The 24,533-nt window shown below is 62.1% G+C and carries 23 protein-coding genes and 1 riboswitch; of the genes, 6 read left to right on the forward strand and 17 right to left on the reverse strand.

What is annotated here, in order from left to right:
• Positions 1 to 94: 94 nt before the first annotated feature.
• On the forward strand, positions 95 to 1,720 hold the full coding sequence (locus tag GAU_RS22025) for an Ig-like domain-containing protein (RefSeq protein ID WP_015895510.1): 1,626 nt from the start codon (positions 95 to 97) through the stop codon (positions 1,718 to 1,720).
• A gap of 875 nt (positions 1,721 to 2,595) precedes the next feature.
• Here the strand turns inward: GAU_RS22025 and GAU_RS18890 are convergent.
• Together GAU_RS18890 and GAU_RS18895 are read right to left on the reverse strand one after the other, a co-directional pair.
• On the reverse strand, positions 2,596 to 3,093 hold the full coding sequence (locus GAU_RS18890; protein WP_041265720.1) for a DUF4760 domain-containing protein: 498 nt from the start codon (positions 3,091 to 3,093) through the stop codon (positions 2,596 to 2,598).
• Positions 3,090 to 3,440, reverse strand: coding sequence for a VOC family protein (locus GAU_RS18895; RefSeq protein WP_015895512.1), 351 nt, complete (start codon positions 3,438 to 3,440; stop codon positions 3,090 to 3,092). The genes GAU_RS18890 and GAU_RS18895 overlap by 4 nt, the downstream gene beginning before the upstream one ends.
• A gap of 135 nt (positions 3,441 to 3,575) precedes the next feature.
• On the opposite strand from GAU_RS18895, the gene GAU_RS18900 reads away from it, so the two are divergent.
• Positions 3,576 to 4,076 (forward strand): hypothetical protein, encoded by a 501-nt coding sequence (locus GAU_RS18900; protein WP_015895513.1) that lies wholly within the window; start codon positions 3,576 to 3,578, stop codon positions 4,074 to 4,076.
• Between the two features lie 81 nt (positions 4,077 to 4,157).
• On the opposite strand, the gene lepB is transcribed toward GAU_RS18900, so the two are convergent.
• Positions 4,158 to 5,051, reverse strand: coding sequence for a signal peptidase I (lepB, locus tag GAU_RS18905; RefSeq protein WP_015895514.1), 894 nt, complete (start codon positions 5,049 to 5,051; stop codon positions 4,158 to 4,160).
• Between the two features lie 224 nt (positions 5,052 to 5,275).
• On the opposite strand from lepB, the gene GAU_RS18910 reads away from it, so the two are divergent.
• The gene (locus GAU_RS18910; RefSeq protein WP_015895515.1) at positions 5,276 to 6,214 is read left to right on the forward strand and encodes a DMT family transporter; all 939 of its coding nucleotides are present in this window, start codon (positions 5,276 to 5,278) and stop codon (positions 6,212 to 6,214) included.
• A gap of 8 nt (positions 6,215 to 6,222) precedes the next feature.
• Here the strand turns inward: GAU_RS18910 and GAU_RS18915 are convergent, their stop codons facing one another.
• The 5 genes from GAU_RS18915 to GAU_RS18935 form a co-directional block, all read right to left on the reverse strand.
• Complete coding sequence (locus GAU_RS18915; RefSeq protein WP_156799143.1) at positions 6,223 to 7,221, reverse strand: diacylglycerol/lipid kinase family protein; 999 nt, start codon at positions 7,219 to 7,221, stop codon at positions 6,223 to 6,225.
• 70 nt (positions 7,222 to 7,291) lie between these two features.
• Positions 7,292 to 8,056 carry a 3-oxoacyl-ACP reductase gene (locus GAU_RS18920; RefSeq protein WP_015895517.1) on the reverse strand — a complete coding sequence of 255 codons (765 nt, stop codon included), beginning with the start codon at positions 8,054 to 8,056 and terminating at the stop codon, positions 7,292 to 7,294.
• Position 8,057: 1 nt separating this feature from the next.
• Positions 8,058 to 9,527: a bifunctional hydroxymethylpyrimidine kinase/phosphomethylpyrimidine kinase gene (thiD, locus tag GAU_RS21665; RefSeq protein WP_070105011.1), complete on the reverse strand. Its 1,470-nt coding sequence runs from the start codon at positions 9,525 to 9,527 to the stop codon at positions 8,058 to 8,060.
• Positions 9,524 to 10,357 (reverse strand): hydroxyethylthiazole kinase, encoded by an 834-nt coding sequence (gene thiM, locus GAU_RS18930; RefSeq protein WP_015895519.1) that lies wholly within the window; start codon positions 10,355 to 10,357, stop codon positions 9,524 to 9,526. The genes thiD and thiM overlap by 4 nt, the downstream gene beginning before the upstream one ends.
• Before the next feature lie 48 nt (positions 10,358 to 10,405).
• A riboswitch (TPP riboswitch) is annotated at positions 10,406 to 10,503 on the reverse strand.
• Between the two features lie 61 nt (positions 10,504 to 10,564).
• Positions 10,565 to 11,245: a hypothetical protein gene (locus GAU_RS18935; RefSeq protein WP_041265721.1), complete on the reverse strand. Its 681-nt coding sequence runs from the start codon at positions 11,243 to 11,245 to the stop codon at positions 10,565 to 10,567.
• 226 nt (positions 11,246 to 11,471) lie between these two features.
• Between GAU_RS18935 and GAU_RS18940 the strand changes: the two genes are divergently transcribed.
• Positions 11,472 to 12,728, forward strand: a complete 1,257-nt coding sequence (locus GAU_RS18940; RefSeq protein WP_015895521.1) for a pyridoxal phosphate-dependent aminotransferase — start codon at positions 11,472 to 11,474, stop codon at positions 12,726 to 12,728.
• A gap of 39 nt (positions 12,729 to 12,767) precedes the next feature.
• On the opposite strand, the gene nadS is transcribed toward GAU_RS18940, so the two are convergent.
• The 7 genes from nadS to GAU_RS22545 form a co-directional block, all read right to left on the reverse strand.
• Positions 12,768 to 13,079, reverse strand: a complete 312-nt coding sequence (nadS, locus tag GAU_RS18945) for a NadS family protein (protein WP_015895522.1) — start codon at positions 13,077 to 13,079, stop codon at positions 12,768 to 12,770.
• A gap of 352 nt (positions 13,080 to 13,431) precedes the next feature.
• Positions 13,432 to 15,240 carry a M14 family zinc carboxypeptidase gene (locus tag GAU_RS21475; RefSeq protein ID WP_015895523.1) on the reverse strand — a complete coding sequence of 603 codons (1,809 nt, stop codon included), beginning with the start codon at positions 15,238 to 15,240 and terminating at the stop codon, positions 13,432 to 13,434.
• Positions 15,241 to 15,299: 59 nt separating this feature from the next.
• Entirely contained in the window at positions 15,300 to 15,791 is a 492-nt protein-coding gene (locus GAU_RS18955; RefSeq protein ID WP_015895524.1) for a DUF6805 domain-containing protein, read from the reverse strand.
• Positions 15,791 to 16,642 carry a DUF3883 domain-containing protein gene (locus GAU_RS18960; protein ID WP_015895525.1) on the reverse strand — a complete coding sequence of 284 codons (852 nt, stop codon included), beginning with the start codon at positions 16,640 to 16,642 and terminating at the stop codon, positions 15,791 to 15,793. The genes GAU_RS18955 and GAU_RS18960 overlap by 1 nt, the downstream gene beginning before the upstream one ends.
• 33 nt (positions 16,643 to 16,675) lie before the next feature.
• A complete protein-coding gene (locus GAU_RS22950) occupies positions 16,676 to 16,861 on the reverse strand; it encodes a type II toxin-antitoxin system HicA family toxin (protein WP_041265722.1) in 186 nt (61 codons plus the stop codon).
• Between the two features lie 113 nt (positions 16,862 to 16,974).
• Complete coding sequence (locus tag GAU_RS18970; protein WP_015895526.1) at positions 16,975 to 17,574, reverse strand: plasmid pRiA4b ORF-3 family protein; 600 nt, start codon at positions 17,572 to 17,574, stop codon at positions 16,975 to 16,977.
• 56 nt (positions 17,575 to 17,630) lie between these two features.
• Entirely contained in the window at positions 17,631 to 18,089 is a 459-nt protein-coding gene (locus GAU_RS22545) for a DUF1269 domain-containing protein (protein ID WP_041265723.1), read from the reverse strand.
• A 154-nt stretch (positions 18,090 to 18,243) separates the two neighbouring features.
• On the opposite strand from GAU_RS22545, the gene GAU_RS22550 reads away from it, so the two are divergent.
• Both GAU_RS22550 and GAU_RS18985 read left to right on the forward strand, forming a co-directional pair.
• The gene (locus GAU_RS22550; protein WP_015895528.1) at positions 18,244 to 18,681 is read left to right on the forward strand and encodes a hypothetical protein; all 438 of its coding nucleotides are present in this window, start codon (positions 18,244 to 18,246) and stop codon (positions 18,679 to 18,681) included.
• Complete coding sequence (locus GAU_RS18985; RefSeq protein ID WP_015895529.1) at positions 18,674 to 19,201, forward strand: DUF6036 family nucleotidyltransferase; 528 nt, start codon at positions 18,674 to 18,676, stop codon at positions 19,199 to 19,201. The genes GAU_RS22550 and GAU_RS18985 overlap by 8 nt, the downstream gene beginning before the upstream one ends.
• A 33-nt stretch (positions 19,202 to 19,234) precedes the next feature.
• On the opposite strand, the gene GAU_RS18990 is transcribed toward GAU_RS18985, so the two are convergent.
• Both GAU_RS18990 and GAU_RS19000 read right to left on the reverse strand, forming a co-directional pair.
• A complete protein-coding gene (locus GAU_RS18990; protein WP_015895530.1) occupies positions 19,235 to 21,229 on the reverse strand; it encodes a DUF2075 domain-containing protein in 1,995 nt (664 codons plus the stop codon).
• A 1,436-nt stretch (positions 21,230 to 22,665) separates the two neighbouring features.
• Complete coding sequence (locus GAU_RS19000) at positions 22,666 to 23,787, reverse strand: SEC-C domain-containing protein (protein WP_169307741.1); 1,122 nt, start codon at positions 23,785 to 23,787, stop codon at positions 22,666 to 22,668.
• Between the last annotated feature and the right edge of the window lie 746 nt (positions 23,788 to 24,533).

Genomic DNA, 24,533 nt, shown 5'->3' on the forward strand with positions numbered 1-24,533 from the left:
TTTACAGCGGAGTTTCGAGTAGCATTGCCTCATAGCATTTCTCGTAGCGCTATCGCGAATCACTGATCCTCAATTTCAGCCGCCACGCCCGCCGATGCGATCCTTCACGATGGCCCAATTAGTGCGAAACTGGCCCTGGGCACTTCTGGTGTTTTTGATTTCGTGCAGCTCGCCTGACAATCGTTCAACCAATCCCGTGCGCGATCCAGTCGTTCAGGTAACGCTGTCGTCTTCGGCTTCTGAGCTCACCGTTGGGCAGACTGCAATTTTGACAGCTATGATCACTGGTCGCACGGGTCAGGTGCTCTCGGATCGCGCAGTCACGTATCGCTCGGAAACACCGGAAATTGCTATGGTCAGTTCGACAGGCACCGTTGCTGCACTCGCGGTCGGAACGGCTAGAATTGTTGCAACGAGTGAGGGTATCAACGGTGGGATTACACTGACGGTCTCCGCTGCACCAATCGCCAGTATTGTCATCACGCTACCGAACGCCGTGCTCGAGGTCGGTGCGACAGCGCAAGCATTGGCCGCGGTGCGTGATGCAAACGGTGCGCTGCTTTCCGGTCGACCGATCACATGGCGCAGCAACAATTCATCTGTGGCGTCGATTAGTGCGAGCGGCGCAATCACCGCCCTCGCCATCGGTACCACCACGATTGCTGCGACGACAGAAAACGTGACGGGAACCGCCACACTTACTGTGACTGCTGCCACATTGAGTACATTCCGCGTGCGATTTGATCCTCATGGGCTCATAGTTGGAGACACGCTCGTCCCACTTTGGATTGCGGAGTCTGCCACGACAGGAAATCGATCGAGCTTCGTGCGATTTGAGCTGCTTCGCGGAAATTCCGCCGTGAGCGTTGATAGCGTGACAGGTCGTATTGTCGCAATTGCGCCGGGCAGCGGAGTGGTGCGTGCGCGTGTCGATGGCAACACACTTGATGCGACGATCGAAGTTTTTCCACCATCGCCAGTACGGTTCGCCATTTTGTGGCAAGGGACGAATCGCCCTTCGACTCGCGTACAGGCTGCCGTTGAGCGCGGTGTGCGACGTTGGGAGCGTGTGTTCATTGCTCGAATGCATGGGTCAGCGATTCGCCATACGCTTCCTGCGAACAGCTGCGCCAACGATCAGCCCCTTGACATCAATACCCAGGATTTCGTTTTCGTCATTCGTACTGGTGCTGTGGTGGCATCGGGCGCATCCGGTAGACCTTGTTCCACATTGAGCAACTCATTGCCATTTGCAGGCGCCATCATGTACGACGACAATGAATTCACCCGAGAGGTCGGGCTTGATTCTGCCTCTTTGTGGGTCGTAGAAGCGACGGCTGCCCACGAAGCCGGACATGCGCTTGGAATTGGTGCATTCAAGACAAATGTCCTCTCTGGTGTGCCGATCACGACACCGTTAGCGCCATCACCCAGTGAGGGGGTGAACTTCTTTTTGGGTGCTGCCGCGCTGAGAGCGTACAAAGCCCTTGGGGCCAATCAGATGACCGCCGCCGTGCCTTTGTCCGGCGGTGGCTTTCATTGGGCAACCCCACCATTTTCCGGCGAACTTATGGGCTCGTGGTCAACGCGTGGTTTCGTGCGGATATCCTCAGTTTCAGTGGGAGCATTGATGGACTTCGGCTGGCCAGTCAGCGTACTGCTCGCTGACCGTTACTCACTTGGACTCAATGCACAAGGTCAAGGTGGCGACCGCCCGTAGCACAAAACACAGGCGGCACTGGCGTTGCGGATTCACGATCTGGATCTGGTATGCATATTTGAACGATGCGGCCGTGCCACGATCGCCGCAGCGCGATCGAGTAACCCGTTCAGCTCCACCCGCGAGAGAGAACGACCATTGAGTACAACCATCCCGATGCGTTTGTGTGGTCGATGTTCTCGAGCGGATTCGCTTCGAGTAGCATGAGGTCGGCCAACTTGCACGACGAGATCGTCTCCAATCTGCATCGCGTCCGAGGAATCGGACCGGATTGACGGTCGCGTTTTGCAAGGTAGCCAACGGGGTCACGCCATCGGACACATTGACAGGGACGACCATTCCAGCGACCAAGAGAATGGCTGTACCTGTCCCACAACCCTGTGATCAGCACGTTCCCTTCCGCGTCGATGATTCGGGCACCGCGCGGGATGCGCTTTCTTACTGCTGTTGCGCAGACGTGACTAGCCCGAGTGCCGTGGTTGTCCGAAAGGGAGCCAAAATCGATTGAGGTCGCGAACGATGAATTCGCGCATACCATACTCCGTATCATGCACGGACTCGATGAGCTCGGCCACCGCCGCAACCCGGGCGTACGCCGCTTCGAGATCCTCGACGTATACGTAGAGGTCCACCTCGCGCCGCGCCGCCTAGCTTGGTATGCGGCCGACATTCAACATGAGCTCGCTCGCACCGATGGTGAGGCGCGCCCAGAGCATCTCACCGCCGTCGACATGAGCACCATCGAGAGTGAATCCAATCGATTCGTGCCCGCGCGCAGTGGCTGCTACATCGGAGACATGAATCATCGGTACGGCTCGACTCATATTCAGAAGCTCCCAATGGCGTTCTGCAACTTGGCTTTCGAACGCAAAAACCTATTTCTTCACCCAACGTTTTGCAAAAAACTCTACTTCAGAGTAGAGATCGGCCGTCTGAACCTCAACTCTCTTGAATGCGATCCATGCACCATACAGATGCCAAGCACGACGAACTGGCACGCCGTAGTACTCTTTCAGCGGCTCCTCGGTTGCGGCCTGAAGACGCACGGTGATCCCGAGATGTTCCAAGTGATTCAAGATCATGATCAGTGCTTCCGTCCGCTCACTCGATGCCTTGACGGCCTTCACGAATTCATTTCTATCTCTTCCATGGGTCTCGCGCCGAAGATCGGCGGCAATGCGCAGCGCACGCACCATGTCAGGCGAATTTGACTTCGACATGAAATCCATGGCGTGTGAAAGACTTTCCAAACGCGGAAGTTCAAGCCGAACGTATCGGAGGGTTGGTTCATTGCTCGGAATGTTGGTGGTCAGGAATAGCACCTCGAGGTTTCCGCCTCGGTTCCTCAACAGCTCATTGCGCCAGTTGTTCACGTTGGCGGACCGATCACAAAGATCGTGTTGCCCGCCGGATCGTGCACACTGAAGGTGCGCGCCCCCCACGGCTCCTCACGTGGTGGATGCGGAATGGTGACCCGTGCCTGCCACTCTTCGTAGTACCGATCGGCGCTCTCCACCTGGAGTGACACGCAGGCGTGGCGGCCATGGCCTGCCATCGGCGCGTCGATCGTCACCCACATCGAACCGCGCGCCAGCCCGAGCAGCCCCGTTCGGCCGTCCTCGCTCGCCTCGAAGCGCACGGTGAAACCGAGCCCGTCGACATAAAACGCGCGGGCCTCCCGCAAATCATCCGCCGGCAGAACCGCAATCGCGAGTTCCATCACACCTCCCCGTGATCGACAACCTGTGATCGACAAACTGTGACCGACAACCGTGGTAACACACTTGATCGTTGACACGTCCCGCATGAGCCGCGTAGGATAGGCACCTTCCTCTCCGGCGGAGTCTTCAAAATCGTGCCAGCCACCACCCGCGCCTTCGCGGCCCCCTTCTCCCTGCTGTTGCTGTTGCTTGTGGCGCCCGTCTGTCTCGCCCAGAGCCCCGATGCCAATATCCGAGCGGTCATCGCGGTTGCCGACTCGGTGCTCGTGGCGCTGTCGAACGGCGACAATGTGACGCTCAAGCGGCTGACGCTGGACTCGGCCATCGTGGGCACCGTTGGCGTGCGGAATGGCGCCGAGCGGATGGCCATCGGATCATGGGCACCCTACACGTCGCGCACCGGCCCATCGGATTTTACGGAACGAGGGTTCGGAGCGACAGCACGTGTTCAGGATCGCGTCGCTCAGGTGTGGGTGCCGTATGATCTGTACGTCGGCAAGACCTGGTCACACTGCGGCGTCGATGCGTTCACACTGGTGAAAAGCGATGGTCGGTGGCGGGTCGCGTCACTCATCTATACCATCGAACAGCCACCCGCGTGCAAAAAGCATCCGGCCGGACCGCCGCCGCAGTAACCCCCAGCGACTTCCTTCAGGGGAAATGAGACGCGGGTCCTTTGGGTCTTTCGTTCGTTGGCATGCGAAGAAGGACTCTTGTCAGGCGCCCACCCCCAGACCGATGCGGGACCACCGGATGATACCGGTGTCGGGGTCACGCGAAAAGTAGATCCAGACCGGGCGACCAACGAGCGCATCAGTGGCGATGAATCCACGATAGCGGCTGTCGAAGCTGTTCGCTCTATCGTCCCCAAGGACGAAGTACGCGCCGTCCGGTACTACCAAGGGACCCCAGGTACCGTACGTCGCCTGATAGCCTGCAGCGTCTGTGCGATCACGTAGGTGACCACGCTGCCACTCGAATTGTGGATCGGTCAGGCTGCCACTCCCATCTTCGGCATGCGCGTAGGGTTCGTGCGCCAGCGTACCGTTCACAATGAACTGGAAATCGCGCATGCTGATGGTGTCGCCCGGCAGCCCGACCACGCGGTGAATGTTCCGCTGGCCGCTGGCCTGGTATACGACCAGCTCGCCACGCGTCACCGGATTCGGCGCGCGTGGCGATGAAAGCAGGTAGTCACCCGGCAAGATCGTCGGCGCCATCGAACCACCGGGAAACCGGTGGGCTTCCACGATGTGGCGCTTCGTGAGACCGAAGATCCAGGGTTGCACGATGAAACCGACACCAAGGCAGACCGGCAGCAGGACGTACCACCGTTGCACCCTGCGGCGAGGCTCCGATGTGTCACGCCGAGCGACGCGTGCGGCGTCGAGCACAACCGCGAGGAAACCGGCAAGCAGCAGGACGATGAGCACGACGCGGAGCGGTGCGGTCGAGGCCACCAACGTCAGGTACACCAGCCCGAAGCCCAACACCTGCAACAATATGAACGCGGCGATTGCACGCAGCGCCCGTCCGGCATACAGGTGTCCGAGGCCGGGCATCAGGACACTCAGCAGCGCGGCGACCCAACCGTGGGAACGCGACATCATTCGCCCCCCAGAGCCTGAAACAATCGCATGCACTCCTCGGCGTTCGTGTACAAGAGAAACGCTGTCATGCAGCCGGCGTGAAGGATTCGATTGCCGATCCGTCCACGTCAGCCACAAGAATCGTAGGCAGATTGCTTAGTTACGGACAGGTCGCACAGATGTGGCGGGAATTGACGACGGTGACTTATTTCGTTCACGGACAGAGAAACTCATGACACCAAACCTTGGCCGATAGCCACACAAGCCAGTACACCGCAGAGCAGGGTGCCGCTTCGGCGTCCCTCGCCGCTGCCGTTGCCTGCATCTGCTTCGGCGCTTCCGTCGTCGCCACGCGCTATGTCGTACCCCAAACGACACCAGTGGTGCTGGCCTTCCTGCGATACGTCATCGCCAGTGCGTGCATGTTCGCGCTGTTGCGAGGCCGCGCGCTGGTAGCGATGCCAGGGCGCGACCGCGCGCAGATTGCACTGCTCGGCGCGCTCTTTTTTGGGCTCTTCCCCTGGAGCTTCAGCGCGTCGCTGACGCACCTGCCAGCGGCCACCGTGGCGCTCATCGTCGCTACGAACCCGCTGGTGACACTCGCACTCTCCGTACTACGTGGCACCGAACGCCTGTCCGCGCGCATGGTCATCGGACAACTGCTCGCGCTCGCCGGCATCGTGCTCGCCATTGATCCCGCGCGTGCGACCGCGGCACAGAGCACATCGGGCACCAACTACTGGATCGGTTACGTGCTGGCATTCACCACGGTGATCTGCGGCTCGATTTACAATGTGTGGTCACGACCTTTGCTGCTGCGATATTCATCGGCTTTGGTCACGACATGGGCGATGGTCGCCGGTGTGCTCTTGCTCGCCCCACTGGCACTGCTGCAGGGACTCGGTACACACACGCGCACGATTTCGCTCAACGGTTGGTTGGCCGTGCTCTTTCTCGGCACACTGGGCGGCGCCGTGGGATTTGGTCTCTGGAGTTACGCACTGCGTCGATCCACACCTTCACGGGTGGCGGTGTTCCTCGCACTCAATCCGATTTCTGCCATCGCACTGGGCGTATTCCTGCTCGGTGAGCCGATCACCATGCGCCTGATTCTGGCGCTCGTGGCGGTATTGGCCGGCATCAATCTCGCGACACGCATGCCGGTCACATCGACTGAACGCTGAACGGCAGCCTACAGATCGCGGGATGCCGACGGTGTCTTGAGCAGCCACAGCGGCTCTGGCAACACGCGGATCACAATGGGCGCTCGCATCCACGCTACCTCACCGTCGAACGCCACCTTCACCGTGCGTCGGCCAAGAGCGGAGGCGGGGCGAATCACGAGCTCCTCACAGGGGAAGTGATCGACGCCGTCCGCATCGCCCAACTGCCCCATCGCGCCGCGGAGCATGAGTCCCACCATGGCCATGGATCCGATGGGCTTGAGGATCACGGCGGTCAGGTGAGCCGCCTTGTCTTCGGTTGCATCGGCGTCTCCGAGACCGAGCTTTTCGAGCTGCAGACGATTGTTGCCGACGAACAGCGTGAGCGTGCGCAGCTCGCGCTGTTTCGCCTCCCACGCCACACGCAGACGCAACGGGGCCTGCGCGCGGAGCAGTGTGCCAGCGGCCGCGCCCAATGAGATCACACGACTGCGGCCGAACCGGGCCTGCCAGCGCTCGCGATCTTCCAGCAGTTCCGGATACACGCCAAGACTGGCATTGACGAGGAAAAGCCGTTCATTGATCGCCGAAGCCTGAACCGGCTCCGGGCGCCCCGCGAGTAGCCAGGGCAACGCGTCGGCGATCTCCGTGGGCGCGCCATGTTCGCGCGCGAAGAAGTTGAAGGTGCCCTCGGGAATCACCCCCATCGGGCAACCGGTGGTGTGTGCGAGCTGCGCCACCGTGTTGATCGTGCCGTCGCCGCCCACCGCCACCACCGCGCAGTGTTCCCGTTGTGCCTGCGCGGTGGCATCGCGTGCGACCCGCTCAAGTTCCCCCGGCCCGGCCAACCAAATGCGCCCGGTACGACCGGCGGCATCCAGCGCCGACCTGATGGCCTCCTGGGTCGCGTCGGTGTCGGAATTACCTGCCTTGCCGTTGAGGACGAACTGCAACGGCGCCGCAACATCGAAGGCAGGGCGCTGTGACCCTGACGGCGCCGCCGGCGGGACGGCGTTCGCTTTTGACATGTAGCCTTGCGGGTAAGGCGTGGTTGCGGCGGCGACTCTTGCTGATCGAATCACAAGATCAGCAACCGCGTCACCCGAACACCAGTCCCCCATCGACAATCAGATTCTGTCCTGTCACCGCACGTGACCACGGGCTGGCGAAGAACAGCACGGCATCTGCCAACTCTGCTGGCGTGGTGACGCGGCGCAGTGGTGTGCCGGCGGCAATGAGATCGAACACCGCATCGGGTGTGGCCGCACTGGCGTCGGTGGTTCGCAGCAGCCCGCCCGACACCATGTTCACCGTGATGCCCTGCGGCCCCAGCTCGGCCGCGGCCGTGCGCGTGAGCGCCAGCAGCGCCGACTTGGCGGCGGTGTAGTCGTGGTATGGCACCACAGGGTGCTGCACGAGATTGCTGCCGATCGTGATCACACGACCAAAGCCGGCGGCTGTCATGTCGGGGATGGCCTGCTGCAGCAGTGTGAGCGCACCCACACAGGCGGTGCGTGTCTGATCGAGCAGGTGATCGGCCGTGAGCGTGGTGAGTGTATCACGCGCGTCGCCATTGAACGCGTAGTCAGCGATGGCATTGTGCACGAGCGTGGTGATCGGCCCCATGGTGCGGCGCGCTTCGTCGAACAGCGCGCTCACCTGCGCGGCATCCCGTACATCCGCCTGTAACGCGCGAGTTCGTGGACCGAGCTCGGCCGCGAGCGCTTCGGCGCGTTCGCGGCTCGATCGGTAGTTGATGATCACCTGTGCGCCTTCGCGAGCGAAGGCCGAGGCAATGGCTGCGCCCAGACCGCGCGCCGCGCCGGAGACGAGAACGACCTGGTCCTGCAATGCGTGCGACATATCAGCGGTTCCAGAGGTTGTGGAAATGATGCGTGGGGCCGTGGCCGTGGCCGACAGTGAGTCGATGCGCCGAAGCGATGGCGTCGGTTACGTACTGCTTGGCGGTGCGCACGACCGTGAGCAGGTTGCCTCCGCCTGCGAGGCCGGCTGCAATGGCCGCTGACAGCGTGCAGCCCGTGCCGTGCGTGTTGGCAGTGGCCACACGCGGCCCGTCGAACCAGTGCACACCGTCGGACGTCACCAGGCAGTCGGGGCTGCGCTCTTCCGTGAGATGGCCACCCTTGAGCAGCACGGCCTGTGGCCCGAGTGCACGCAACAGCGTGGCCTGCGTTTCCATCTCAGCGCGTGTGGATGCCATCGGCATATTCAGCAGATGGGCTGCTTCGGCCAGGTTGGGGGTGATCACGGTGGCCAGCGGCAACAATCGTGTGCGCACGGCGTCCACCGCGTCGGGTCGCAACAGCTCCGCACCGCCCTTGGCGATCATCACCGGATCGAGCACGACGGGCCCGCGCATGCGCTCTTCGAGTACGTCGGCCACGGTAGTGGCGATGTCGGCTGTGGCAATCATGCCGATTTTCACCGCATCGATGCGAATGTCATCGAAGAGTGACTCGAGTTGCTGAAGCACAAACACCGGCGGCACGACATGCACTCCGGCAACACCACGGGTGTTCTGCGCCGTGAGTGCCGTAAGCGCCGCCATGCCATACACGCGCTGTGCGGCAAACGTCTTGAGGTCCGCCTGAATGCCTGCGCCGCCGGATGGATCCGATCCCGCAATGGTGAGCGCGTTGGGAATGCGCGGGTGTGTCATGTCACGTACCGCTTCATCGATCGCCTGACGCAACGCCAAGGACGCCGCACGAGGATCCGGCTGTCCGCACACCGCCGACACCACAGCAATACCGTCCACGCCGGTGCGCATGACGCGAGTGACATGTTCGAGGTGCATGCCGCCGATGGCGACGGCCGGTAGCGTCGTCGCAGCCCGCGCGGCCTCGAGCCCCGTGAAACCCAGGGCGGCGGCATGATCCCGCTTGGTGGGTGTGGCCAGCACGGGGCTCATGCCCACATAGTCCACCAGCAGCGGATCGGCAGCGGCTGCCTGTGCTACCGTTTCACAGGACAATCCGACAATGGCCGAAGGCCCCATGCGCTCGCGTACGATACGTGGCGTGAGGTCTGACTGCCCCACATGCACGCCGTGTGCCCCGATGGCGAGGGCCGCGTCGATATCGTCGTTGATGATGAGCGGAACACCCGTTCCGTGCAGGACACGCATCAGGGCTCGGCCAATCGCAATGCGCTCTTCGGTGGTGGCCGTCTTGTCGCGTAGTTGCACCATGCTGATCCCGCCGGCGATGGCTTCACGCACCGTGTGCAGCAGCCCCGCTTTCGCACACAACAGCGGATCGGTGACGAGATAGAGACGCAGACACGCGCGCATCGTGTTGGCATCGCGAGTCATGGAGCGTTCCACGACACACGTTCCGTGCCTGTCAGATCGTCGGGCGTCACCGCCGCCAGGGCATCGAGGAATCGCCAGGCGAAAGAGCCGGGCCCCTCGCTGTGTGCATGTGCACGTGCGCCCGCTTCCGCGAACAGCGTCAAGGCTGCCACAGTTGCCTCGAGTGGAGCTGTCACCGCCGCGAACGCGCCCATGAGGCAGGTGAGCGAGCAGCCCAGCGCCGTGACCTGTGGCATCCACGGCGAACCGCCTGAGACCATCGCCACGCGGGTTCCGTCGGTGACCAGATCCACCGCACCCGTCACGGCCACCACACTGCCGTATTCGCGAGCCAGCGCGCTGGCTGCCGCGCCGGCCGCCGTCACCGGATCGGCCGCATCCACGCCACGTGCTGCGGTGTTGCCACCGGCCAGCGCCAGAATCTCCGACGCATTGCCACGCAGAATGGTGGGTCGACGCGAAAGCAGGTCACGGGCCACGGCTGAACGGTACGCCGAGGCATAGTGCGCCACCGGATCGAGCACCCACGGCGTGCCGACGGCGGTGGCCCCGTCGATGGCCGCCTTCATGCCGTCCACCCATGCGGGCGACAGTGTGCCGATGTTGATGGTGACCGCACGTGCGAGGCCGGCGAACGCGCCGCTCTCTTCGACCGTGTGGATCATGGCCGGCGCCGCGCCGGCGGCGAGCAGTGTGTTCGCCGCGATCTGCATCGCCACATAGTTGGTGATGCACTGTGTGAGCGGGGCCGACGCGCGCAGTGCCGCGAGGGCGTCGGCGGGCGAGAGGCGGGGCTGTGTGGGGCCTGAAGCCGAACTCGGAGCGTCCATGCGTCCTCCAGCCAGCGAGGACGGAACGCGCGCACCCCAAGCTGCTACCGGAGGGTGGCCGCGACTCCCTACGCCAGCATGATCTGGGTCAGGTTCAAAGGGTGCTTCTCAGCCCCGGCAGTACCGGGACGCCCCTGTCGTATGCATGGAAATGTAACTCGTCGGCTCGGACCCGGGGGAAGTGGTCGCCGTGTCATGCCAGTGGCTTCATGCGCCCACCACCGACCACACCGCGTGCGCCGCCGCACGCCACCAGAGTGAATCAAACAGGAACACTTCTGCGCCCTGCTCGGCGATCACGACCAGTCCGCCCCATAGCAGAACCGGGTGCACGGCCCCACGCGTGAGACGATCGTGCAGCATGGCCACGAGAATCCACACATCAGCCAAGACAAATGCCAGCCAGAACTCGGGATTCGGCACCCATGGCATCCAATGCCGGAAGCGGAACCACGCAGGCCAGATCACTACCAGTGTGGCCAGCAGCATCCAGCGCGGGTGCGCGTCACGTTGTCGACGTTGCACATAGCCGGCGACCACCAGCAGGACAAACATCAGTCCAGAGGTACAGACACCAAGTATCGAGGAGATCGCGACATCACCGAAACCCTGAGATAGCTCGCGGCGCACCTGCACGACACCCGCAGGGATCATGGTGATTGCCACGGCCACTGCCAGCGGAACTCCCAACTGCCCCACGCGACGGTGCCAGTTCACATGACGCATACGTATCAGCATCGGCTGCAGGGCAAACAACAGCACCCAGGCCATCGCCAATGCACCATGTATATGAAGGATCGGCGGCGCCTCGAACGTCCCTCCGACCATGGGAACGACGTAGGTGCGTCCGAAACCGACCGCCACTGCCACCAGGGCGACCACCGACATTCCGATGAAAAGCGGAGAGCGATTCATATTGGTTCGCAGGGACAACCTCAGGTCGCCAAATGACACACTATGCTACCTCCCGACGACGGGCACCTGGAAGGGCAAGGCTCGTCGACATCGCCGCTGTAGAAAAGAGCAATAGCAGGCGCTCAGCGAACATTTGTCTGCCTGACCCATACCGGAAGTTATTGTTTATATGCACCCACCTTTCACCACAGGCAGCCCCATGCTCACCATCAGTGAGAAGTTCGCCCGACTCGGCACCGATCATGCCCCCGGACAGGAAGTCCGGCAGGACCGCGTGGCACAGGACACGGACCTGCGTGGCGATGTGATCGCCGGAACGCCGGTCGACTTTTCTCACGGTGATGTGAACGACGACGCCTTCGCGCCAACGCCCGGTGCGTTCGAGGAATTTGTCGCGGGTGTGGAGCGCGGCGGCTCGCAGGCATACACGGAGTATCGCGGCGGTGCGGAGTTGCGTGACAGCCTCGGCGAACGCCTCACGCACTTCACCGGCAAGCCGGTGTCGGGTGCCGATGAACTGATCATCACGCCCGGCACACAGGGCGCGTTGTTTCTCGCGCTCGGCGCGACGGTGAATACCGGCGATCGAGTGGCTGTGGTGCGCCCTGACTACTTTGCCAATCGCAAACTGGTGGAGTTTCTGGGCGGCGTGGTCGTTCCGGTGCGCATGGACTACCTCGCGCACACCGACGGCGCGGGTCTCGACTTGGGCCAACTCGAAGACGCATTCAAGTCGGGTGTGAAGACGTTTCTCTTCTCCAACCCGAACAATCCGGCAGGCGTAGTCTACACCGCCGCAGAAATTGCGCGCATCGCCGAACTGGCCACCACGTACGGCGCGACGGTGATCGTCGATCAGTTGTATTCGCGCCTGCTGTACTCGGGCAGCACGTACACGCATCTGCGCGCGTCCAATATCGACGCGAATCAGGTCGTCACGATCATGGGCCCGTCCAAGACGGAATCATTGAGCGGCTACCGACTGGGCGTGGCCTTTGGCGCGCCGCACATCATCGATCGCATGGAGAAGCTGCAGGCTATCGTGTCGCTGCGCGCACCGGGATACTCGCAGGCGGTGTTGCGTACCTGGTTTGCCGAACCCGATGGCTGGCTGCAGGATCGCATCGCCCTGCACCAGGCGCTGCGTGACGAGCTGCTCGGCGTGTTTGCCACCGTGCCGGAGTTGGTGGTGCGTGCCCCGCAGGCCGGCAGCTATCTCTTCCCCAAGCTGCCGGCGCTGGATGTGTCACTGCACGACTTCGTGCGCGCATTGCGTGTGCAGGCCGGCGTGACGGTGACACCGGGAACCGAGTTCAGCCCGGAGAGCACCGACAGCATTCGCCTCAATTTCTCACAGAACCACGATGCGGCGGTCCAGGCGGCCCACCGCATCGCGCAACTGATCGAGCGTTATCGGGCTGATGTAGGTGCCGTGCGCGCTGGGATTGCCCAATGAGGTGACACGAGTTACGGGCGTTCGACCTGTGTTACGACGCTATGCCGCCCCGCGCCGTTTCGGACGATGCAGCGCTTCAACGACCGCCGCGGGATTGTGCGCCGCGACTTGCAGGAGCGCGAGGGCCGGCCCCTCCGGCATGCGCCGGCCCTGCTCCCAGTTGCGAAGTGTGGCCACACTGACACCAATCATCAGTGCAAACTCGGCCTGAGACTGCCCGAGATCCGCACGGACCGCTTTGACATCGGTCGGCTTGAACTGCCGAGCGCGCGCGGGCTTCCGTTCACCGCGGCGAATCGCCCCCGCCTGGCGCACGCTCTCCAGCAATTCGTTGAATGCGTCGGCTTTCACTTGAACTCCTCACGCACCACTCGGGCCAGTGTGCGTAGCTGTGTTGCGGTGAGATCGCCCTGCTCGTTCTTCGCGTACAGGTAGAGCATGTAGCACACGCCATCATCGGCCGCCCAGTAGTAGATCGTCCGGACACCGCCGCGCTTGCCGCGACCTTCCGCGCCCCAGCGGAGTTGCGGAGTCCACCACCACCGGGGATCAACGCGCCCTGCTCAGGACGCAAGTACAGTGCGGTTTGCAGGGCGCGATACTGCTCGTCGTCGAGGTGCCGACGGAGGGCCACCGTGAAGATGGGCGTCTCGACGAAGCGCATTGGGAAATGTACGCCAATGGCGTACCTGCCGCCAGACCTTTATCCCGGCGTATTCATCGAGCGCAGCACCGGGTAGTACTGCGGTCCCGGCGAAACGCCAAGCACCGGGTCGAGGATGTTCCACCACATGAAGCCGTCGTCGGAGCGCGGATCCATGAGCAAGAACGTCAGTCGCGCGAGCGGCTGCTCCATGCTGATGATGACCGAGCCGGCCGGCAGCGTCTGCTGATTGGCTTCCCAGTTACCGGTCAGCGTGCGCGCGCGGTGCGTGCCCTGATAGTTCTGTTCGGCCAGCGTGTTGCCGGTGATGCGGAACCGCTCACCAGTGAACGCCATGTCGCGCTCGGTCACCGTGTACTTGATGCCATGCGCATCGAGACGATCGGCGACACTGGCAATCATGCGCTGCGTGGGCGTGCCACCCGGCGCACCAAAGCCACCCGGACGTGCGCCGCCGCGGCCACCTGCTGCTCCCGGCGCGCCAGCGGCTTGTGCAGGCGCAGCGGCCGGCGCCGCGGAACCGGCCGGTTCCTGCGACACATTCGGAATCACCCACACACGCGGCGCGATACTGGTTTCGGTGGCCACGGCCGTGCCGAAGAACGGCAGCATTTCCGTGGTGCGATTGGTGTTGCCATCGGGGCGCATGCGATACGGACGATCGGCCACGTACGGATTGCGCACCGAGTTGGTGGGCGCAAAGACGATCTCGTACGGCTGCGGCGCCTTCACCAACTGCTGTCGCACGGCGAGCTGCTGACCCACAATGGATTCTGCATTGGCCGCAGCGACGACTTCACGCACGCGGGTGCTGTTCTTCGACACGAAGTCGAGTGATTCCTCGAGGAACCAGTACGTCTCGGTGATGCGGGTCTTGAACGACGCGTACGAATAGGCCTCGGTGAGCAGGCCCAGGATATTCCGCACACCATAGTAGGTGGACGTGTAGCGTGGCTTGGCGAGTTCCGCGTCGGAGCGCCAGGCGCGTTCGGCGCCGGTGCCCGACACACCACCATAGTAGAACCAGTCCGACCCGTGCTTGGCCTTCACCGCCTTGGTGATCTGCGGCAGCAACTCATCGCGCAGCAGACTCATTTGCGCCTTCGAGTTGTTGGGGCTCAGCGATGTTTCATACGTCATGTTGAAACCGCTGTTGGAGCTGCCGTCGGTGGTGTGCAGATCCATCGCCACATGCGGCTGATACTCGGTGAGCAGCCGAGCCATGGAGCGCGCCTCGGCCGTCTCCATCTTGGTGCCATCGCGATTGAGATCGAGACCCAATGCGTTTTCGCGCGTGCCCATGCCACCCACCGGACCTGCCTGACTGCCACGATTGGCCACGCTCACGCGCTCGTTGCCATCGGCGTTGTAGATGGGATTGATGAGCAGCACCGTGTTGCGGAGCCAGGCGTTGCGCTCGCCCTTGGCGATGGAGCGCAGCAACCACAGCAGCGCCTCTTTGCCTTCCACTTCACCCGCGTGGATGTTGCCCTGGATGTACACGCGGGTCTTGCCGGTGGCGAGCACCTGCGCCGCCGTGGCACCGGGCGCACCAATGACCGCGAGTGGCAGCGGCCGTCCCTCGTACGTGTAGCCGTACGTGGTGAGGTGGATCTGTGGATTGGCCGCCGCCATCAGCTTCATGTAGGCGATGACGTCATCGTAGCGGCTCGTTTCCGCGTAGTCCGTGCGCTCGGGGCGTGTGAGCGGAAACTTCGCGCTACCGGTCGCGTTGGCACTCGGTGCTGTTTTCGCGGCCTGCGCCTCCGCAGTGCCGCCGGTCGTCAGCGTGAGTGCAGCAACAGCGAGCGCCGTCCCAGCGCCGCGGACCATGCGTGACGACATCATCGAACAGCTCCAAACGGATGGTGTGAGTGTGTCAGTCGTGATGCAGGCATCGCGACCTGTTAGTGAACGGTTGTGGCCAGTTCGTGGTGGTCCTGTAATACGCTGAGCGAACGCAGCGCCGGCGTGCGCCCCTCTCGACCGCGCAGGACCACGGCAATATTGGTGCGCCCCCTGGTCACGCCAAAAGGTACGCGCAACTCGAGCGTACGGCTGGCCGAATCGGTGGGCGCGAGGGTGGCCCGTGCCACGACGCTGTCTTCGACGATCAGGTCGAAATGCCGCGTGGAGTCGCGGCTGCCGGCAAAGACGCAGGCAATGGTGACCTCGGTGTCGTCAAAGGTCGTCAGGGCGTAACGCATCCAGCCATTGGCCTGCCGGAAGGTCGTGTCGTTCTGCACGCCGGCCCAGTCGTCGTGCCCCGCGTAGCCGTGGGCCAGTTCGCTCTCGGCGTTGCCGGCGATGACCGTGTCCACAACTCGGCGGTCAACGGGTGGTGAGAAGGCGAGGCTCGCCGAAAGGGCGGTCGCGAGCGCGAGCAGGCGACTCATCATCAGGCGAGCGTGGCCCGAAACTGTACGGGATCGAGCACACACGACTGCCGAAGTGAGCCTGGCAAAACGAATACCTTGGGCTCGGTGCGGAACTTGAACAGCCGATACAAGCGATACTGGTGCGGCTGATCGTTGGATACCGCAACTTCCCGCGCCGTCGCAAAGAAGGGCGTCATGGCACCGAACGTGGTGGTCTTTACCTCGATCAAGCGTTCGGACCCGTCTGGGTCAAACGATGCGATATCGTAGCCGAGTCCATCTCCCTTCGTCTTCGCCACGTGTTCGATGCGTTCAGCGAGGTGCTTGGCGCCTGCTTCCCAAAGACGTCGATGCTCGATCTCGAGCACGAACCGCTCCCCCGCTTCGCCCAGTGATGCATTGCGCGCCTCGCGCTCGAGATAGTTGATGCCAAGCCGAGGAGCTGGCACCGGTACGGCGCGCTCGTAGGTACGCCCCGCTCGCGGTTCACGAACCGGCGGTGGCACGAGAATGTCTTCAAGATCGCGCCATGGCGTTGTCACGGAGGCGACGGCCATCACCGCCGTTTCGGCTGCTGCAACAACAGGGGCATCCATCGACAACCGGAGAATGACCTCGGTGCGCAGGCGATCCTGGTAGTTGGCGCGCGGCTTGTAGCCGTCGATGTAGGGGAAGCCTTCCTCGATCAGGACCGCGCTGATGTTCTGATGCTTGAATTCGATGGCGCCTGCCGAGCGTCCATTCAGCAGTTCCTGCAATCGACGATTGTGCTCGCGCTTGCTGAACGGCTCGCCGCGCAGCTCATGCCCGAGCATCGCAAAATAGTCCGCCACGATCGCGGCGACTTCAGCCTGGGACCAGTCTTCAGCCACGGATGGAATGCGGGGCGAGGTAAGCGCGGTCCATCAGGAGTCGTCGTGCCCGTCGCTACGCATCCCGGCAGGTCCGGGCGCAAGCTCGTCGCTCGGATGGCCTGCAACGGTCACGAGCCTCGCCTTGTCGGAATGCTTGGACTGCTGGTGGCTGCCCCGGGTTCTCACGAGAAACCACCCATCGTCCGTCAACAGCCGAAGCGCATCCCGTACTCGCATGCCGAAAGATCGGACCGCGAGTCGCCACCGGCAAGCGCGAGGACGCGACCTCTCACCGCGGTGTTGGTCCGCTTGCGTCACTCAAAGGCGTGGTGCGCGGGAGCGCCTGACCGTTAGAGTGCGCCATACGCGGCCGCCAGGGTGAGCATGCGCCCGACGTGCCAAGCAGCGAACACGGCCGGATCGTACGTCGGCCCAACCCAATCACGGTGCGTCTGCCCCGCTTTGGTACGCGGGCGCGCAAGTGCCGTCACGAGCTCCGCGTAACCGGCAACCCCACCACAGTCCTCCGGTGGCCCCGCGCGGGCGCCACCCAGTAGCAGCGGCCATCGGGGCTCAGCAGGGTCCGCTGGCGACTCCAAGGCCTGGACTTCGATGACATGGGCCCAGTCATCGCCGAAATCGTAGCGATACAGGAACCGATCGCCAGCCACGAGGGCGAGATCAGCCAGACGCATCGCCGTGGACTCTCCCTCCGCTCCCTCACCTGGAGCCTCGAAGCGCCGAGTGCCGATGGTGAACTCGTGCAGATGATAGTCCTGCCAACCGAAGACGAGTTGCAACGTGCGATGCAGTTGCGCCAGCGTGTACTCACCGGGCACGCGGAGCGCACGCCAGATCTCCGGGGTTATCGACTCCAGGTGTACGCGGAGCACGAAGTCCGTCGGCGCCGCCGAGGGGATGTGTCCGGCGACGCGTGCGCGCTTGGCCATGGGAAAATGATTGGGAGGACGCGGTCAGGTCCGCAGGCGCTGAGCGACCACATCGACTACATGGACGCCATCGCCCGGGCCAGATCGGTCTCCGCCGTGCTGGCGACCACGGCACCGGCCTGCGTCAACACATTGCTCGCCTGCGATGTGCTGGTCGCATCGACCAACGCCACCAGCATCGAGGAGTTGTTGGTGAGCCCTTCGCCCATCTGCTTCAACAGGCTGTCAGGAAAACCCAGGTCGAGAAAGTAGGCGGCCAGTGCGCCGCCGGCGGCAAGCGTGATGGTGCCAACGCCCGGCAGAATGAGCCCGGCAACCGCGCCAATGAGTGCGCTCTTGCCCACCCCCCAATCCTGCGATTCGGTGAACTTCACCTCGCCGCTGTCGTCGCGGGTGATGACGGCGACGTTCCCCAGCCCAATCGCCGCGGACTTGAGCAGCGCCACGCCGGACTCGGCGCCGCTGAGCGTGTTGAAGCTGGCGATGAGAATACGACGGGCCGTGGCATCGGACATGGTGACTCCAGAAAGGGATTTGGGGTTGGTGGCGCACTCGCACTGATCGGGCATTGGTACACACTGGCCATGATGCGGTTCAATCGAAGAATTCCTGACGCGTAAATATCCTTGCAATATTGACTTACGATCATAAGCTGTATATGCTAAAAAGATGAAAGAATCGGTGCGGCGATACCTGGCGGATATCGGGCGGCGCGGCGGACTACGCAGCCGGCGCACCCTTACTCCCGAGCAGGCGCAGGCCATGGTGGCCAGTCGCGAGGCAAAGCGCGCCGTGCGGGAGTTCGAGCAGTCCACCATTGGCACACCCACCTCGGATCTCCCCGGGGTTGAGATCGTACGCGCGGGGCTGCGTGATCTCGCGCGTCGGCAGCACTCTATCGATGCGCTGCTCGTGTCCATGGCGGCCCCGCGACTGCGACGGCTTGGCATTCGCGTGGCTGGGGGGATTCCGCACCCTGAGGACGCACTCTTCGTCTTGCTCGAGCAGCAGCATGGCCGAGCCGCCCACTCGCGCTACAACGCACTCGTGCGTCGCATGGTGAGCTTCTCGCGCGCTGCGGCCATGATGGGTCGGCAGCATGCGTGAGGTCGCTACCAGCGAACGGATTGATCGGTTTCTCGCGGCGCTCGCTCAGGCTGCCACCGTACCAACCACCGTATACTTGGTCGGCGGGGCCACGGCGGTTCTCACGGGTTGGCGCGAGAGCACGCGTGACATCGATCTCATCATCCGCCCCGAATCCGATTCGCTACTTCGCGCAATCCCTCGGCTGAAAGATCAGCTCGCGATCAACGTGGAGTTCGCGGCGCCTGACCATTTCATCCCGGTGCCACCGCACTGGGAGGAGCGCAGCCCCATCGTGAAACGCATCGGCTTGTTGACCGTGTGCCACTACGATCTTACGGCACAGGCCCTCGCCAAGATCGAACGAAGTCATCTGCGCGACCTCGCCGACGTGCGGGCCATGCTGAAGGCCGGTCTGGTAACCGTCGAGGGACTGCGGGCCGCATTCACCGAAGCCGAGGCTGATCTCTACCGCTACCCCGCGGTCGATCCGGAGAGCTATCGTCAGGCGCTTGATGAGGTCATCTCTTCCGCATCCTGAAGAGACGACACCAGATCCACTGAAGCCGTCCCTTCACAACAACGGGATGCCAAGTGACTGGAGGTATTGCGACGTCTGCTCGTAGTTCTCGGGGCTCAGGGTCGCGTCCGACTTGCGCCCCTTCGGCACGAAGATGGCCATACCCTGCCGCGCACGCGTGAGCAGCACCCGGTACGCATTGAGCAGGTAGCGCTGTCGATCGGCGTTGTGCACGTTCGTCCACCGATCACCGCGGAAATTGTGATACGACCAACGACCATTGGTCCGGCGCAGGTCGGCATCCCAGCTCATCATCGTCCAGTCGAGCTCGAGCCCCTGCGTCTGGAATTCGGTCGCGGCATCCTCGAGGTAGTACGACGAGCGGGTGTCGGCGCGATCGGCGAGAAAGTACTTCACCGGGTCTACATCGACGCGCACATCGATGCAGTAGGCCTTGAGTCGCTGCGCCTGTGACGATGCCACCAAGCCATACCGCTCGTTGCCGCGCGCCTGTTCGCGCACCCACTTCTTGGCCAAGGTCCGGTCTCGCGTGAGTACCACAGAGTATGTCTTGAGCACTTCGGTGAGCAGCTCGCGCGCCTTGTCTTCATCAGCGTCCAGTGCGGCCTTCACAAACCCCGATACCTTTTGTGCGCGAAACGAACGCATGGATACCGCGAGGTGAAGCGCGTACTGGGTCTCCACGTGGGCATGTGAACCAAGACGCTCGATGCTCTTACCTGCGGCGTATTCCGAGTCGTGCAGCTCAGGGGAGATGTAGGTATGCCAGTGCGGATACTTGTCACGGACGGCATCCAGCCACGCACCGATGCCCGACTCACCCGTGTGGATCTCCTGACCGCCACCCACCAGGCACACGATCACCGCCCAGTCTTTGTGACGATCCATATACGAAATGAGGAATTCGGGCTCGGACATACTGAAGTCGGCCACACCCTTCCGCTGTTTCATGAACAGGGCCGTCTTCTCGCGACTCCACGCGCGCTGCGACTCGTCGAAAATGGCCACGTGTTCGATAGGTGGCGCTGCGCTGCGCAGACCTTCGTCGCGGAAATGGTGCACATTCTGAATGAACGGCTTCACCTTGAGGCGTACCACACCTTTGCGTTCTGGCGTATTGCCGAGTGCGCGCTGGCGCTGAATATCATCTTCAACAAGCGCCTCACGGAGCACGGCCACGAGCGGTCCGTTCCCCGATAAAAACACCGCGTGGGTATCGTCTTGCCCGAGATGCTGCGTGGCGATGTTCAGCCCTACGAGCGTCTTGCCGGCACCAGGCACGCCAGTGACGAACACGATGGCCTTTTCGCGTTGCGCGCGGCTGCGGGTGATGATCTCCTCAACGCACTGCGTTGTGACGTGGAGATTGCGAGCGCCGGCATCCGACCGAGCAATGGCCTGCACCGAGTGCTGCGCATACAGCGCCTTGGCGGCCTCGATGATCGTTGGGCTCGGCCGATAGGGTGCTCTGCCCCACGCGTCGGCATCTACCGGTGCAGATGGTGCGAGCGCGATAGCCGAACGGACCGCATCACCAACCGACGTCGCATTGGACTTGATGGGCGGGTACACACCATCGGCGTGTGGACGCTGCCAACCAGTATCTGGGGTTGCCCCATTGGTCGCGCAGAGCACAGGGAAGATCGGCAGCTCTCGGCTCGCCTCGTGAAAGTTCTTGAGATCGAGCGCGTAGTCCCACGCCTGGTTGTAGTCGCCCTTGGCGTACCGATGCTCGCCCACCTTGAACTCGATGGGTATCACCGCGGAGTTGGCGACTACCACCCCGTCAATGCGGCTGCCCAGTCGCGGTACGTCAAACTCGAGGAAGAGCGACCCGTCTACACCCGGGAGCGTCTGCTTGAGCACTCGCACCTGCTCCTTCCAGGCTTCCGTTTGCGCCCCGTCAATTGCGAGACCGCTACCACCGGCGAGGTGCCCGAGCACGGTCGCATCGTCAGCCGCAAGGAACTGCGAGATTGGCGATGCGTAGAACGCCGAATGGCGCGCAATGTCATTAGGAGTGGTCACCGCCGGAAGCTAGATGCGCCGTGCGTAGTCCCGCCAGGGGAATGCTAGCTCGCGTTGGGCCAGGCTGCTCGGGCCTCCTCCAACGTCTCATACCCGTAGTCGACGAACTGCAGGACGCCCGAAGCCTCGTTTCGCGTGGCAATGCAGTATAGCATGCGGAGCGGCTTTCCTGACGCGTCGGAAAGTTCGATTCGACTCCGTTCACCCTCGAAACCGTCGACTTCCACGATGAAGTGTTCGCGTATGTTCATCGATCGAATAGTGAGGTGGGACCACACGGACCGGGGTATGGGGTGCGACTGGCAGCGAGATCGCGAATGCAGGTCTCGTCCTTTGCCGAGATTCTGGGGCGAGGAACACGCTTGCTATCGCGCTCTGTTCAAAACTGACGACCCTCGCCTCGGTGACCTGCGCGCTGTTGGTCAAGAGTAGCAACATCCGCTCGCCGTCGTCTCACCAATGTCGCAGTAACCGCTATACAACGGAACGAGGATGTCGCGTAAGTCGGTTGCTAGAGTTAAGGCCGTCGCCAGTGCAAATAGTCTACATCCACCCACCCCCTACGGTCGTCGTCGAAATCGACGAGATAGTACAAAATATGGTCAACGTCGCACTGCCCGAGCACCTTCGTGATCATTGGCTCTCCGCGAATGGCATCGGGCCATGCAACCACAGAACTGATTGGATTCCCATCTAGAGGGCCAGCTGCTTTGCGTAGCGCCACCTCTCCTCGTCGATCAAAGTCGACTAGCCAGCCGTTGCGCGATACCGAAGTGCAATCTCCGCGCGCTCCTGCCAACCTAACGGTATTCTGAGAAGAGATTGTCTCTGCGGAAGCTCGCGCCAATAGTGCGCTATGAGCGGCATCTTCAACGCGCTTTCTGATGCCTGCGAGCCTATTGGAATCCCTAGTGGAGAGCGGAGGCACAATCTTGTTGAGCTCCATTCTCAGAACGAAACGCAATTCTTCGTCGCCAGGAAGTTCCCTTGCGGTAACCTCTGCCGAATCTAAACGTGCGCGAACGGCAACACGATGAACAGTCTCCACTACCGATCCAGAGGCACCATGCGAATCGTAGCGTGAGAGCCACTCATCGGCATCCATCGTAGTGATCCGGTCATTCGTATCTGGGCGAGCAAAATAGGCTTGGAACCGCGCGCGATCAGCCTCTGCGGCTTTCGCAACCTGCTCCGCAGCCGCTACACGCTCCTCCTCAAGTGTTCGAGAGCCATCGCAGGCCGATACTGCACCGGCTAGTGTGATTCTCATAGCCAACTTCATGGATCTGCGCATCGACATCTCATCTTATTTTCCATGGAGGCCGTTCGTTGCATAGCGACAGAGTTCAGCTGCGGAGACACAAACGGGATTTGTTCCACGAAAGGGACCGTTGCACGTCTTCTTCAGCTGCAATGATCGTTAGATGGCAGCACGGCTAACACCGCTTCTGGGATACGTTGATGACGTTCCATCTTACGAGCCGCCGGCCATCGTCCTTCAGATAGGATGGATTTAGCGCAATGTCTGGCCCAACCCCGTGGTGTAGCCGGTCGACTAGCGCGTCCTTGTCGGTCTGCTGCAATCCGTCCCACCAGTCCGGACGATAGTAGGTGTTTTCAAACTCACTCGTTGCATACCGCACCAACGCATGGGGGATGTCGACTACCTCCAAGCGGAGTAGCGAATCGACAAGCTCTGAACTCGCGGCATCGCTGTCAGATCTCCATGCGAAGACCGCGACGCCGCCTTTCGCCGTCGACGCCAGCGAAAAGCTCATCACCTGCAGCTCGGTTTTGAGATCGCTCAGATCCTGAATCCGCTCTCCGTCAAACGTGTAGTGCGGCTGCACGAAGCCACTGCACATGAGATCCGGTGGCACATCTAGTTCGACCGCGACATATCGAGCTTCGGCGAAGTCTCTGGCGAGCAAGTCAGCGTCGAATCTGGACTTATGTCGCCGCAGGTCCCGGAGCGACGTCTCCATGCCGAGCCGCATTAGGAGAACATACTCTTGTAGTCCGAACTGTTCCTCAAGCGACCGTCCCTTATCGCCCTGCCGGGCGATCTCTAGCGACTCAAGCTGGCGCTCCTTAGCGTAAAGTTCCAGGCATAGCGGCCGGTACGTGAGCAGCAGTGCCTGCTCGTCTGTAGGAACGAGGGCGGTGGCCTCGAGCGGGGCAAATGTCGCGCTATCGTGCTTGGAGCAGAAACCGAAGAACGTTGACGCCTCATTGATGCCGACCAGCTTCGGCAGCAACCGTCCCTTGTTCAGGTGCAGATCACCTAGATCGGCGGACGTCTGATACACATGTCCCTTGCGGGCAATCACCGAGAGGTCGGCAGCCCGCCGCACGGTATGAGCGCGGACAATCGGGCCGGAGCAGGCGCTCGGCCCTGCTTCCGGGTGCAAGCAGGTCTTGAACCGCTGAAGTCCTTGAACGTCCTTGCGGGCATTCCAGATGGACGGACGCTCCTGCAGCTCCCTCTCAAGGTGGCACTTCTTGTACTTGAGACCAGAATCACACCAACACGGCTTGTTACGATCGCGTCCTTTCATCGATACAGTGTGTGTGCCATCTAACGCCCAGCGCTCTGTCGCGGGGCAACTACCGCACATCGCGGTGAGCACGCGTAGCGCGCACGCCGCCTACCGAATCTTCCTCTCTGCAGCACCGGTCCACTAGATGGAAGCGAACCTACTTTGGAAGCGCCGCAAGGACCTTCGAAGCGCTATAGAGCAGGATACCCAAGAGCAGTAAGCGATCTCGCCAATTGTAGGCACGCAGTCCACGTTTCTCCCATCTCTCCCATTCCTTCACGGACAACCGACGTCGCTCATCCTCTTGATTTGCCTTCCGACTTGCTTGGCCTAGCGTATATGCTCGCCCGCTCTTGTATTCAATGATATGCTCTTTCTCTCCCTTGAGCACCATAGCACGAAGATCACCAGCCATACTCGCAGACTCAAGCATCTGATGCGTTACGCCCAGCCCAGTCACGGACGCACGAAGCCTTTCAATCGCAGCGAGAGACGCAAACGCGAAAACTACCACACTGCTGAGCTCCAATGTTCCTGCGTTGAAACCAAGTGGCTCGACTGGCAACCTCTGACCGATGTACGCCGTAAGGGCACTGGACGTACCCAGCAGGAAGTAGTCTAGTTTTTCGCTACTCGCACGCCAATGCTCCCACGCCTTTATGGCTCTTTCATCTGACATGATTCTTCACTCCAGCTGGAGGGCCATCAAACGCCCGGCTCAGCTGCCAGGCGGCAGAATGGTGCTTTGGCTGTCGGGCATGAAC

Source organism: Gemmatimonas aurantiaca T-27 (assembly GCF_000010305.1).
GTDB lineage: Bacteria > Gemmatimonadota > Gemmatimonadetes > Gemmatimonadales > Gemmatimonadaceae > Gemmatimonas > Gemmatimonas aurantiaca.